Origin of the sequence: Thermogemmatispora sp., from assembly GCF_019683755.1 — a bacterium.
In the GTDB taxonomy this organism is placed as follows: domain Bacteria; phylum Chloroflexota; class Ktedonobacteria; order Ktedonobacterales; family Ktedonobacteraceae; genus Thermogemmatispora.
Window position 1 is genome coordinate 1 of the sequence record NZ_JADGHT010000110.1, and the last position, 12894, is coordinate 12894.

Annotated in this window: 11 protein-coding genes; 9 read left to right on the plus strand and 2 right to left on the minus strand. The window is 60.1% G+C overall.

Going from position 1 to position 12894, the window contains the following annotated elements; genetic code table 11:
* The coding region (locus tag IRZ24_RS09385) for a 4'-phosphopantetheinyl transferase superfamily protein (RefSeq protein ID WP_297163013.1) at window positions 1–637 on the minus strand (637 nt) is incomplete at its 3' end.
* Window positions 638–1644: 1007 nt separating this feature from the next.
* Here IRZ24_RS09385 and lysW point away from each other — a divergent pair.
* The 9 genes from lysW to IRZ24_RS09430 all read left to right on the plus strand — a co-directional run bounded on the left by lysW (window position 1645) and on the right by IRZ24_RS09430 (window position 11128).
* Entirely contained in the window at window positions 1645–1818 is a 174-nt protein-coding gene (gene lysW / locus IRZ24_RS09390; protein WP_052887885.1) for a lysine biosynthesis protein LysW, read from the plus strand.
* A gap of 3 nt (window positions 1819–1821) precedes the next feature.
* Window positions 1822–2685, plus strand: coding sequence for a lysine biosynthesis protein LysX (gene lysX, locus IRZ24_RS09395; protein ID WP_297163016.1), 864 nt, complete (start codon window positions 1822–1824; stop codon window positions 2683–2685).
* The gene (gene argC, locus IRZ24_RS09400; protein WP_297163019.1) at window positions 2682–3743 is read left to right on the plus strand and encodes an N-acetyl-gamma-glutamyl-phosphate reductase; all 1062 of its coding nucleotides are present in this window, start codon (window positions 2682–2684) and stop codon (window positions 3741–3743) included. Before lysX ends, argC begins: the two co-directional genes overlap by 4 nt.
* A 46-nt stretch (window positions 3744–3789) precedes the next feature.
* Entirely contained in the window at window positions 3790–4665 is an 876-nt protein-coding gene (locus IRZ24_RS09405; protein WP_297163022.1) for a [LysW]-aminoadipate kinase, read from the plus strand.
* The gene (locus tag IRZ24_RS09410; protein ID WP_297163025.1) at window positions 4662–7037 is read left to right on the plus strand and encodes a [LysW]-lysine hydrolase; all 2376 of its coding nucleotides are present in this window, start codon (window positions 4662–4664) and stop codon (window positions 7035–7037) included. The genes IRZ24_RS09405 and IRZ24_RS09410 overlap by 4 nt, the downstream gene beginning before the upstream one ends.
* The gene (locus tag IRZ24_RS09415; RefSeq protein WP_297163027.1) at window positions 7034–8185 is read left to right on the plus strand and encodes a hypothetical protein; all 1152 of its coding nucleotides are present in this window, start codon (window positions 7034–7036) and stop codon (window positions 8183–8185) included. The genes IRZ24_RS09410 and IRZ24_RS09415 overlap by 4 nt, the downstream gene beginning before the upstream one ends.
* Window positions 8173–9426, plus strand: coding sequence for a 3-isopropylmalate dehydratase large subunit (locus IRZ24_RS09420; protein WP_297163029.1), 1254 nt, complete (start codon window positions 8173–8175; stop codon window positions 9424–9426). The genes IRZ24_RS09415 and IRZ24_RS09420 overlap by 13 nt, the downstream gene beginning before the upstream one ends.
* 116 nt (window positions 9427–9542) lie before the next feature.
* Complete coding sequence (locus IRZ24_RS09425) at window positions 9543–10031, plus strand: 3-isopropylmalate dehydratase small subunit (protein ID WP_297163031.1); 489 nt, start codon at window positions 9543–9545, stop codon at window positions 10029–10031.
* Window positions 10028–11128: an isocitrate/isopropylmalate family dehydrogenase gene (locus tag IRZ24_RS09430; protein WP_297163034.1), complete on the plus strand. Its 1101-nt coding sequence runs from the start codon at window positions 10028–10030 to the stop codon at window positions 11126–11128. The genes IRZ24_RS09425 and IRZ24_RS09430 overlap by 4 nt, the downstream gene beginning before the upstream one ends.
* 152 nt (window positions 11129–11280) lie before the next feature.
* Here the strand turns inward: IRZ24_RS09430 and IRZ24_RS09435 are convergent, their stop codons facing one another.
* Window positions 11281–12564 carry a phosphatidylserine/phosphatidylglycerophosphate/cardiolipin synthase family protein gene (locus tag IRZ24_RS09435; RefSeq protein WP_297163037.1) on the minus strand — a complete coding sequence of 428 codons (1284 nt, stop codon included), beginning with the start codon at window positions 12562–12564 and terminating at the stop codon, window positions 11281–11283.
* Window positions 12565–12894: the final 330 nt, after the last annotated feature.

A 12894-nucleotide genomic window follows, 5' to 3' on the forward strand; every position in this document is an offset into this window, starting at 1 on the left:
CCAGTAACTTGGCCGGCATACCGGGCGCCAGCGAGACCTCGAAGGTGTCCAAAGGCAAAGAAAGGCCTTGGCCGCGGGCCTTGACGTAGGCCTCTTTGCGGGTCCAACAGCGGAAAAAAGACGTCAGTCGCTCTTCGGACGGTAAGCTGCAGAGCGTACGATACTCCCCTGGCGAAAAGTAGCGTGCAGCAAGTTGCTCTAGCTCTCTTTCAGGTAGGGGGCGTAGATATTCTAGATCAACGCCAATCGCCTGCTCGAGCGTAAAAGCGTAGAGCGCGAGGGTCTCTGAATGCGACAGATTGAAAGTCACCCGCGGCGAGGTGCCTGCCAGAAAGGAGGGCAGTTCAGGTTTGCCCCAGGGATTAGTAGACAGGCGTAGCTGCAAGGGCGAAAGACCGAGATAGCGGCTCAGAATCAGGCGCAGAATCGCCCGAGCTACGATGAAACGCTGGCGCTCCGACTCGTAGCGGAAGCGGGCGGCTCGTTGGAGCTCGCCAGCCTCTAGGACGGAAACCAACTGTTCTACAGTAGCAGAGGGCACGGCCAGCGAAGCGCACCAGATATGGACCTCGCCGGGGAGCAGGCTGAGGTGAGCTGGTGGCTCTGGCCAGCACTGCCAGTCGGAAACGCAACTCATGGAGCGATGGCCCTCCTTGCTCGCTGCCGCTGCCAGAATCCCGGTGACTCATGGCTGCCAGCGTTATTTCTCCTATTCATTGATTACAGACGCCTCAGCCAGGCTCTGTGGTTTCAGCAACCCTGCTGAGAGCTATTCACTGGCCCCAACTAGGGAGCCTTCTTCCCTGGGACTTGACAAGAGCGGCAAGAGATGGTATAAATCCCAAAAAAGCAACCCACTCAAACAGCAAAAGGCGTCGCGGGATGAGTAGCGGTCAGGCCGCATTCAGAGAGCGAACGGTTGGTGCGAAGTTCGTATGCTGGCAGACCGTGAAGAAGGTCCCGAAGCCGCGAGAAGAAATCGTCTGCCCGAGAGGGTGGACGAAAGTAGACCTCTGCCGGAGCCCCCGTTACCGGGCAAGAGTGTAGTCCTCTCTTCAGCTTGACCTTTGTGGTCTGATGGATTGCACTCGGTGAGGTCGCTACCGTGAGGTAGCGACGAATGAAGGTGGTACCGCGAGAGCCATTGTGTCTGTTGTGCTCTTCGTCCTTAATGGGATGAAGAGTTTTTTTATTGATGAAGACTGGCGGCTGTACTGAGTTGCCAGCAACTTGGACTGATTGGCGACAGGCAATATCAGGAAAAGGCTGTGAAGGGGACAGGTGGCGGTTCCTCCGATAGCCAGAGAGCGAGCGGTTGGTGGAAAGCTCGTCTATCGCGAACCGTGAGCAAGACCCCAGAGCCGCGAGAAGAAATCGTCTGCCTGAGAGGGCGGACGAGAGTAGACCTCTGCCGGAGCCCCCGTTACCGGGCAAGAGTACGCTGATGTGCTCGCCGAGGCCAGTGCGCAGTAGTGCTGGCGAATGAAGGTGGTACCGCGAGAGCCGTCGATTGCGCTAGTTGACGCTCTTCGCCCTTCGACAGAGAGAAGGGGCGAAGAGCATTTTTATTTACATTAGAATATCTTGCCTAGGCTTAATGAGAGTGACGCATTTACAACTGCTGCTAGTCAGGAGGAGTAGAAAATGAGCAAGCTAGTGGCGCTCTGTCCGGAATGTGAGGCAGAAATTGATCTACAGAACCGCCTGGTAGGCGAGATTGTCTATTGTCCCGACTGCAATGCAGAACTGGAGGTCACCAATCTGGAGCAGCCAGCGGTGGCCCTGGCGCCACGTGTTGAAGAGGATTGGGGTGAATAAGTCATGCGGCTGGCAATTCTGACCTCGCGCATTCGCGTAGAGGAGAAGCTGCTGATCGAGGCCATGCGCCAGCGCGGCATCGCTTTCGACTTGCTCAATGACGGTGAGCTGCTGCTGGATCTGGCGCGGCCTGATGAGCGCTGGCGTGCCTATGATGCTGTGCTCTGCCGGAGCGTGAGCCAATCGCACGGTCTGGCTGTGGCCCAGGTTCTCGAGAGCTGGGGGGTGCGTGTCTTCAACCGTCCGGCGACGACGGCCATCTGTAACGATAAGTTGCAGACTACGCTAGCCTTATTGCGAGCCGGCATTCCTACGCCGCGTACTTTGCTGGCCTGCAGCGCTCAGAGCGCCCTGCGAGGCATCGAGGCCCTGGGCTATCCCGCAGTCATCAAGCCGACGACTGGCTCCTGGGGCCGTCTATTGGCGCGCGTCAATGACCGTGACGCCGCCGAGGCCGTGCTAGAGCATCGTGAGACGCTCGGCTCCTATCAGCATCATCTGCACTACATCCAGGAGTATGTCCGCAAGCCACAGCGTGATATCCGCGCCTTTGTCGTAGGTGAGCGCACGATTTGCGCTATCTATCGCACTAGTGAGCACTGGATTACCAACACGGCCCGCGGTGCGCAGGCCAGCAATTGCCCAATCACCCCTGAGCTTGACGTGCTCTGTGTACGTGCTGCCCAGGCAGTCGGTGGTGGTATCCTGGCCATTGATCTCTTGGAAGACGAAGAGCGCGGCCTGCTCGTCAATGAAATCAATGCGACAATGGAATTTCGCAACAGCATCGCCCCAACAGGAGTAGATATTCCCGCTGCGATGTTGGACTATATCGAGCAATGTGTGATGCAAGGAGCGGAGCGATGAGTCAGGTGCGTGTGGCGATCGTCGGCGGCTCGGGCTATACAGCGGGCGAATTGTTACGCCTGTTACTCTTCCATCCCGAAGTAGAGATCGCGCAGGTGGTTTCGAGCAGCCATGCAGGCCAGTATGTTCATAGCCTGCATCCCAACCTGCGCAAGCTCTGTGGCCTGCGCTTCTGTCACCCTGATGAGTTGGCGGCTTGCGACGTCCTCTTTCTCTGCCTGCCGCATGGAACGGCGATGCAGAGCATTGAGCGTTATCGCAGTCTAGCGCCGGTAGTGATCGACCTCTCGGCTGATTTTCGCCTGCGCTCGCCTGACCTCTATGCGCGCTGGTATGGCCAGACGCATCCGCAGCCGAAGCTGCTGGCTGAAGCCGTATATGGTTTGCCCGAGCTGCATCGGCAGGAACTGCGAGAGGCGGCGCTCATCAGCGGGACGGGGTGCATGGCCACGGCAGCTATCCTTGGACTAGCCCCGCTCTATCGTGCTGGGCTGGTCGAGCCGAGGCTGCCTCTGGTGGTGGATGCGAAAGTTGGCTCGTCGGCGGCTGGGGCGACGCCGGGACCAGGTAGCCATCATCCCGATCGCAGTGGTGCGGTACGCTCATTTCAGCCGACTGGTCATCGTCATAGTGCCGAGCTGATCCAGGAGCTGGGCGCTCTGGCTGGTGGCACCTGGCAGCAGACGCTAGCTTTCTCGGCAACCGCTGTCGAACTGGTCCGAGGTGTCCTAATCACTGCTCAGGTCTTTTTGAATGCCGATCTTGATGAGCGGGCCATCTGGCGTCTTTACCGCGAAGCCTATCGTGATGAGCCATTCATTCGCCTGGTGAAAGAGCGCAGCGGTGTCTATCGCTATCCTGAGCCTAAGATTCTGGCTGGCAGCAACTACTGTGACCTTGGCTTTGAGCTGGATGCGTCTCAGCGCCGCCTGGTAGTCATGGCCGCGCTGGACAACTTAATGAAGGGAGCCGCCGGTAACGCCGTGCAGGCACTCAACTGTCGTTTTGGCTGGAGTGAGACGCTGGGATTGACCTTCCCGGGGTTGCATCCGATCTGATCTGAGTTCTGTTCGGTCAGGAGAGTCAAGAGAGGAGGCACAGGCCATGACTCTGGTTGTCAAGATCGGCGGTGGGGCCGGTATTGATGTTGAGCCAATTGTCGATGAGGTTGCGCAGTTGATCGCTGGCGGCGAACAGGTGGTGTTAGTGCACGGTGGCTCGCAGCTCACCAATCAACTGAGCGAGCGCTTGGGTCATCCTATGCAGGTGCTGACGGCTCCTAATGGTATGACCAGCCGCTATACAGACGCCGAGACCCTGCGCATCTATGCGATGGCAGTAGCCGGTCAGATTAACACGGAACTGGTGGCGCTCTTGCAGCGGCGCGGTGTGAATGCCCTGGGGCTGGCTGGAGTCGATGGGCGCCTGTTGCTGGCGCGGCGCAAGACGGCTCTGCGCGCGGTAATGCCCGATGGGCGCGTGCGGGTGGTGCGCGACGATTATAGCGGTCAGATTGAGCAAGTCAATGCCCCGTTACTGCGCCTGCTCCTGGAGGCGGGCTATACGCCGGTGGTGGCGCCGCTGGCCTTGGGGCTGGAGGGAGAACGCTTGAACGTTGATGGCGACCGCGTCGCAGCAGCCATTGCGGCGGCCTTGGGGGTCGAGACGCTGGCGATCCTGACCAACGTTCCGGGCCTGCTACGCGATCTGGCCGATCCGACGAGCGTGGTGCGCGTCATCGCTGCCCAGGAGCTGGAGGAGTATCTTCCCTATGCTCGAGGACGAATGCGCAAGAAACTACTTGGTGCTCAAGAGGCCCTGGCTGGTGGTGTAAGCCGTGTGTGTATCGGCTCTGGCTCACTCGTGGCGCTGCTAACGGGTGCAGGGACAGTCATCACTGCCTCCGCGGGCCTGAGCGAGGCTGGAGCTGCCTCCTCCTCTGCTATCCCTGCTCTGTCGTCGGTGGAGGTGCGGCGATGAGCACTCTCAGCGAACCAGTGGCGCGGCCCGAGGCTCTCATGGAGCTGGAGCGCCTTTACAGCAGCGGCGTCTACAATAAGCGTCCAGTCGAGATTGTGCGTGGTGAGGGGGCGCTGCTCTGGGATGCGCAGGGACGCTGCTATATCGACTGTGCCGCTGGGCATGGAGTAGCCAACATCGGTCATGGACGGGCAGAGATGGCCGCAGCCCTGGCGGCCCAGGCTCAACGCCTGATTACCTGTCCTGAGAGTCTCTACAACGATGTGCGGGCGCGCCTGCTGGAGCGTCTGGCCCAATTCATGCCGTCCGGGCTACAGCGCTTCTTTCTCTGCAATAGCGGTGCAGAGGCGGTGGAAGGCGCCATCAAGTTTGCCCGCCTGGCAACCGGACGACCGGGCATCATTGCTACCCTGCGCGGTTTCCACGGACGCACCTTGGGCGCACTCTCGGCCACCTGGGAGCGGAGCTATCGCGAGCCGTTTGCTCCCCTGGTACCGGGCATCACACATGTGCGCTATAACGATCTGGCGGCTCTGGAGCGAGCGATTGATGACCAGACGGCGGCGGTTCTCCTTGAGTTGGTGCAGGGCGAGGGCGGTGTACACGTTGCTGATCCAGCTTACGTGCGCGGACTGGCAGCGCTCTGCCGCGAGCGCGGGGTCCTGCTCATTGTCGATGAGGTGCAGACTGGCTGCGGTCGCACAGGACGCTTTCTGGCCTGCGAGCATTACGAGCTAGAGCCTGACCTGCTCTGTCTGGCGAAAGGGATCGCTGGCGGGCTGCCGATGGGAGTAGTGGCCCTCGGCGAGCGCGTGATTGCCAGCGGGCGTCTCACACCTGGCACGCATGGCAGCACCTTCGGTGGCAATCCGCTGGTCTGTGCGGCGGCTCTGGAGACGCTCAATATCATCGAGCGAGAGAGGCTAGTCGAGCGAGCCGCGTACCTGGGGCAGCATGCGTTAGAGCGGCTGCGCAACATCTCATCGTCGCTGATCCGCGAGGTACGTGGTCTAGGCCTTCTGCTTGGCGTCGAGCTGCGTACGCGTGTGCAACCCTATCTAGAGGCGCTGTTAGAGCGCGGAGTACTGGCCCTACCGGCAGGGCCTAACGTAATCCGCCTGCTCCCGCCGCTGGTCATCAGCGAGGAGCAACTTGACCAGGCCCTTAACTGCCTGGCGGAGGTCTTGCAGGCTAACCAGCCGAAGGCGACAGTCGAGCGACGTGCAGCAAACCCAGGGGTGGTCTCGGAAGGGACGGCCCCCCAAGAACAGGCGGAACTCGACCTGCTCTATCGCATGGTCAGCATCCCAAGCCTCTCGGGTCAGGAGCGTTCCCTTGCCACCTGGCTTGTTGAGTATCTCCCGCATCTGGGACTGCAAGCCGAGCTTGATGTGGTCGGGAACCTGGTTGCCACGGTACCCGTAAGCGCGGAAGTCGCAGAGCGGGCGCCGCTGGTGCTGCTTGGACATATGGATACGGTGCCGGGAGCTATCCCGGTGGCCCTGCGTGAGGGCAAACTCTATGGACGCGGGGCGGTCGATGCTAAGGGGCCGCTAGCGGCCTTCCTGGCGGCGGCGGCCCGCCTGGCGAGGCGCGAGGGAACCAGACTACGGCGCCCCATTGTGGTCATCGGGGCGGTTGAGGAGGAGGCGGCTACCTCGCGGGGGGCGCGGGCTGTGGTAGAACGCTATCGCCCCTACGCTTGCATCATCGGTGAACCGAGCGGCAGTCGGGCGGTGACACTGGGCTACAAAGGGCGGCTGCTAGTTGATGGGCGAGTAGTGCGTCCCTGTGGTCACAGCGCTGGGCCGCGCCAGACAGCGGTGGAGGCCGCGGTGGCTTTCTGGGAGCGGGTCAGGCTGCATGCTGAAGAGTGGAATCGCAATCATGGTGGTACCTCTCCTTTTGCGGCGCTGCAACCGGTGCTGCGCAGCATCGAGAGTGGCCAGGACGGCCTGCAAGAATGGGCAACGCTGCGTATCGGCTACCGTCTGCCGCTGGCCTGCTCGCTCCAGGAACTGTGCGACGAGCTGCGGCACTGGGCGGCGCAGGCTGAGCTTGCAGTAGACTTCAGCGGCGAGGAAGCTGCGTTCCAGGCACCGCGCACAACCAGGCTGGTGCGCGCCTTTGTGCAGGCCATGAGGGCAATGGGAATCCAGCCTGCTTTTAAAGTCAAGACTGGAACCTCCGACATGAACGTCGTCGGACCGGTCTGGGGACCGGAAATTGTGGCTTATGGTCCGGGCGATGCGCGCCTGGATCACACCCCCGAGGAACACCTTGCTGTGGAGGAATATATGGAGGCCATTGCCATACTGGAGCGCGTGCTGATGAGCCTGGCCCAGGCTGAAGGAGAGGAGGAAGAGGCGTGAGACGACCGTTGCATATTCTGGATACGACCTTGAGAGAGGGTGAGCAATTTGCTGGCGCCTTCTTCAATCTGGAGCAGCAGCTCACAATTGCGCGCATGCTGGACGCCTTCGGCGTCGACTTGATTGAGGTGCCGTCGCCGATCGCCTCGCCGCGTATCCGCGAGGCCATCGAGCAGCTCTGTGCCTTGGGATTGCGGGCGCGCATCGTGACCCATGTGCGTTGTGTTGAGGCGGATGTCGAAGCGGCCCTGGCGACACCCGTGGCCGGCATCAATCTCTTCTATGGCACCTCTCCTGAACTGCGATCATATAGTCATGGCAAGCGCATTGAGCGCATCATTGCCGATGCCGTGCCGCTGATTCAGCGTATTCGCGCCGCGGGACGCTATGTACGCTTCTCGGCTGAGGATGCCTTTCGCAGTGATCTGGTCGACCTGTTGACCGTCTTTGATGCCGTGGTGGAGGCTGGAGTGGAGCGCATTGGCCTGCCCGATTCGGTCGGCATCGCCACGCCACGCCAGGTAGAGCGTATCATTCATCTCTGCGCCGAGCGCTATCCCCAGGTGGGGATCGAGTTTCACGGCCATAACGATAGCGGCTGCGCCATCGCCAATACCATTGCCGCCTATGAGGCCGGGGCCGATTGCCTGGATGTGACCGTGTTGGGCATCGGGGAGCGCAATGGAATCGCCTCGCTCAGTGGCCTGGTGGCCCAGCTCTATCTGCATTATCCTGACACACTCCAACAACGCGATCTAAGGCAATTAGCGCCTCTAGATGCCTACGTTGCTCAATGTCTTCATCTCCCTATTCCATTTAATAATCCGATCACGGCGCCGTATGCCTTCACGCATCGGGCGGGTGTCCATACACGGGCCATTCTCAACAACCCGCGGGCCTATGAGATTCTTGACCCGGCGGACTTTGGCCTGGAGCGCCGTGTCGATCTCGGCTCGCGCTTTACGGGCAGTCATGCCATAGCCCATCGGGCGGCGGAGCTAGGGCTGCAGCTGAGTGACGAGCAAGTGCGTGAGCTGACCTGGTCGCTGAAGATGCGTGCTGAGGAGGGGCCGCTTTCTCCAGAGGCGGTCGATGCCTTTATTCGATCCTGGTATGAACAACAGAGGAGTACGGCATGGGAACGCTAGCCGAAGAGATCTTTAGCTATAAACTGGGCCGGCCAGTGAGTGCTGGCGAGATTGTAATTGTGGATGTTGATCACGTCATGAGCCATGACACGACCTCGCCGCTGGCTATTCAAGCCTTTCGCAAGCTGACGGGCGAGCGTGGCGGGCGCGTCTTTGATCCGGCGCGAGCTCATATCATCTTCGATCATATCGTCCCGGCAGCCACCGTAGCGGCGGCCACCCTCCAGCGTGATATTCGCGCCTTTGCTCGTGAGCAGGGCATCCAGATCCTGCAGGAAGGTATTTGTCATCAGGTGATGCCAGAGCGCGGCTTTGTGGCGCCGGGCGAAATCATTGTCGGGGCCGACAGCCATACCTGCACCTATGGTGCACTCGGCGCCTTTGCCACGGGCATGGGATCGACCGATATTGGCGTTGCCTATGCTACGGGGCGGAGCTGGTTCCGTGTTCCCGAGACCATCAACGTGCGTCTGACGGGGCGTTTACAGCCGGGTGTCTATGTCAAAGATGTGACCTTGGAACTGGTGCGCCGCATCGGCGTGGATGGAGCCAACTACCGGGCCCTGGAGTATAGCGGCCCGCTGGTTGAGGCCATGTCGATTAGTGAGCGCTTTACGCTCTGCAACATGGCCATCGAGATGGGCGCCAAAACCGGGCTGGTGGCGCCTGATGCCACGACTGAAGCCTGGCTACGCGGGCGCGTCAATCGTAGCTATCCTCTGCTGCAGCCGCAGAATCCACACTATGAGCGCGTGGTGGAAGTCGATGTCTCTGATCTCCCACCGCTGATTGCCTGTCCGCCGGATGTCAATAACGTTGTCCCGGTTGAGCAGGTAGAGCATATTCAGATTGATCAGGTCTTCCTGGGCACCTGCACTAATGGCCGACTAGATGATCTGGCCATTGCTGCCTCGATCTTGCGCGGGCGCACCATTCATCCCAATACGCGCATGGTGGTGATTCCGGCTTCGCGCGAGGTGTATCTAGAGGCGTTGCGTTTGGGTTACATTGAAACCTTCATCCAGGCGGGGGCCTCAGTGGGCACGCCGGGCTGTGGTCCCTGTATTGGCAGGCATTTCGGCGTCCTGGGTCCCGGTGAGCGCGCTCTGACGACGATGAATCGCAATTTCACTGGGCGCATGGGTGATCCCACGGCTGAGATCTATCTAGGCAGCCCAGCCACGGTAGCGGCGACTGCTATCACTGGGCACATTACTGATCCGCGCCAGTTTCTGGCCTGAGCCTGAGCGTGGTAGCGGGGCAGCGAAGCTGGCCTCGGAGCTGCCATGACGCCTGCTTTCTCAGGCCGGTAGAGGACCGATTGCTGCTGAGAGTGAGAGAAGGAGCGAGAAAAAATATGGGACGTATCTGGAAGCTAGGTGATAATATCAATACCGATGTGATCATCCCGGGGCGCTATAATGTCACGACTGACCGCGCGCAACTGGCAAAGTACTGTCTTTGCGAGATTCTGCCCGAATTTGCGGCGCAGGTGCGGCAGGGTGACATCATTATGGCTGGCCACAACTTCGGCTGTGGCTCCTCGCGTGAGCATGCTCCGGCGGCCATCCAGGCCAGTGGGATTAAGGCGGTGGTGGCTCGTAGCTTTGCCCGCATTTTCTACCGTAATGCCATCAATATTGGGCTACCGGTGCTGATCTGTGAGGAGGCCGTCCTCAACAGCGAGGATGGTCAAGAGGCCGAAGTTGCTTTAGAGCAGGGGGTGATTACTAATCTGACCACTGGGCAACGCTTTCAGGCGCAGCCGCTGCCGCCCTTTATTGCGCGCATTGTGGAAGCCGGGGGCATCATTGAGTACATCAGGCGTGAGGGCACGCTGCGATGAGTGCAGGCATCTTTCGGCGGAATCTCCTTCCCGGAGAGTCCGCGCTCATTTGTGTTGTGGCCGGGGATGATGCCGCGCCCGAAGTGGTCTGGCCCACGGTAGAAGTCCTGCGCCGCCTGGTACCGGAGCTGCACTTTGTCGAGGGCTGCAGTGGACGCGAAGCTGAGAAGCGCTATGGAGAGGTCTTCCCCCAGGAAACGCGTGAGCTGATCGATCGGGCGGTGTGTACGCTCTTTGGGGCCAGCGGCGGACCGAGCCGGCCTGTGCTCTGGTATCTACGCTGGGGCAAGGATACGCGGGTCAATGTCCGTCCGGTGCGCTGGCAGCCGGGCTATCGCAGTCCCTTGCGTGAGCCAGAGCACGTCGATTTTGTCATTGTGCGCGACAATCTGGAGGGCATGTATCCGCCGCGCGAGGGAGATCTTGCCGAGCTGACGGCCCTGGCGAGTAGCCGCAGTTGGTGGCAGCCGCCGCCGGTGGAGCGGAAGGGGGCCTATGCGGTGCGCATTTGCACTGACGAGCAGATGGCCTCTGTCGCAGAGGCGGCCTGTGAGCTGGCGCTGCAGCGCAAGACCCAGGGATATGCAGGGCGGGTGACGCTTGGGGCCAAGTACTCGATTCAGCCACGCACCGATGGGCGCTTCCGCGAGATTGTACGTGAGACGGTGCGTCGCTACGCGGAGCTGGAGTATCAGGAATTCCTCATCGATGATCTGGCACGGCGCATGGTAGCGGTGCCTGAGAGCCTCGATGTGGTCGTGCTGTCGAACGAGCACGGCGATATTCTGGCCGATATGGCTGCCGGCTGCATTGGGGGCCTCGGTTTGGCGCCGAGCGGCTGCTATGGCCCCACCTATGCCTATTTTGAGCCAGTGCATGGCTCTGCGCCGGACCTGGCCGGCAAGGGTGTGATCAATCCGACAGCTATGCTGCTCTCAGGGGCCATGTTGCTGGACTATCTGGGCTATGAAGAGTCGGCCCGACGCTTGAGGGCGGCCATTGCTGAAGTCTATCGGCATGGGCAGGTGCTGCCTCCCGACCAGGGCGGCACTGCCACTACAGCTGCATTTGTGGAGGCTGTAACGCAGTTGCTTTAGCGGACGCCTAGGATGAAGAAGATACCAGCGCGTCTCGGCTGAAGCTGGCAGGGCCGGTTACCTGCCAGCGGCCAGGGACGCGCTCCTTTTTTTGGGACCTGTTGAGAGCAGTGAAGGCTGTGAAGCGGAGCGCTGGGCCTCTCCTGGCGTCTTCAGGTCAGGAAGCGCAGGGGAGCTAGTAGCCACTCGCTGAGACGTACGTACCAGGGGCGCTGCTCCCAGTCTTCAAGGCTCAGCTCGAAGGCGTTGGTCTTGTCATACTTGAAAAGGACCTCCATTTGGCGGGCCAGGTCTCTGTTGTAGATTTCCACGTTGATTTCGTAGTTGCCGATCGAGCTGAGGCGGTCAAGGTTGGCGGTGCCGATAGTCGACCACTCGCCGTCGATGGTGCAGGTTTTGGCGTGGAGCATGTGGCGGTAGCCAAAGATGCGGATGCCGGCCTTGAGGCATTCGCTGAAGTGACTGCGTGAGAGCCAATCAGCGATGATGTGGTTAGACATCCAGGGGACAAGAATTTCGACGTCGACTCCACGGCGGGCGGCAGCTTTGAGGGCATCAAGCAGGATGGAATCAGGTACAAAATAAGCGTTAGTGAGATAGATGAATTTCTGGGCGCGGTCGATGGCCTCGATGTACATGTCGCGAATTGGGAACATCAAACGAAGGGCGCTGGTGCCGCGCACGTTGATAAGTGGGTTGAAGCAGCGCGGATGGCGCCGGGTGATGCGTTCGTGTGGGGGCACATGTTGATTCCAGAAGTCGACGAAGGACTGGGCCAGGTCGGCTGCGGCTGGTCCACGGATGCGCAGGTGTGTGTCGCGCCAGCTTGTGGCATAGGTTTCGCCGATATTGTAACCGCCGATAAAGCCGATCTTGCCGTCGACGACGAGTAGTTTGCGATGGTCAAGGGCGTAGCGCCGGGGGTCGAAAAGGTGCCAGGGATAACGAAACGCCTGGTACTGGAGCACATGGATGATGGGGGGGAAGATTTTGAATTTGCGCGGGACGACCAGGTTGGCAAACCAGTCGAAGATGACATAGACAGCAACGCCTTCTTCGGCTTTGCGAATGAGATGCTCTTTGAAGGCGCGTCCAACACTGTCGTCTTTCCAGATATATGATTCCAGATAGATGGTTTCTTGCGCGGAGTCGATGGCGGCAAGCATGTCGTCGTAGAGGTCGCGCCCGTAGTCGTAGAGCTGCAGACGGTCCTCACCGATGGTGACCTCTGCGAAGCGGGTGTGTGGAAAACCGCCCTGGGGAAGGTAGCGCTTGCGCTGACGCGAGATGACTTGCAGGATGATCAGGGTGATGGCCTGGGCACCGAGGATGGCCCCCAGGAGCCGTAAGAGCAAGTGCTTAAGGGAGATACGACGTGCGAGGAAAATGAGCAGGGCTATCGCTGTGCGACTTGGACGACTGCGCTCTCTATTCATATGGTCAATCTCCATTTGTTCCGCGAGGATGGCGGGTTAGGTTGGGTTGGTGCATGCTGTTCGTCGCGGGCTGGACCAGTGTAGTGCCACGCTGGTTGATGAGCGGGCTGACCCCCATTGCCCTCCGCTGTTCCTGGCTGCCCTGATATGATAGCGTACTTTGCTCCCTCGGGGAAGGTGACAATGGACTAGGCTGAAGATTAGTGGCTGATTGCTTCCCTCGGACTGGAAACCTCATGCTACTCGCCAGTCAAGATCGGCTCATTGTTCTACATGGGTATTATTGGTCACTTGTGTAACAATAGATTGCCAAGTGGCTATGTATATAAT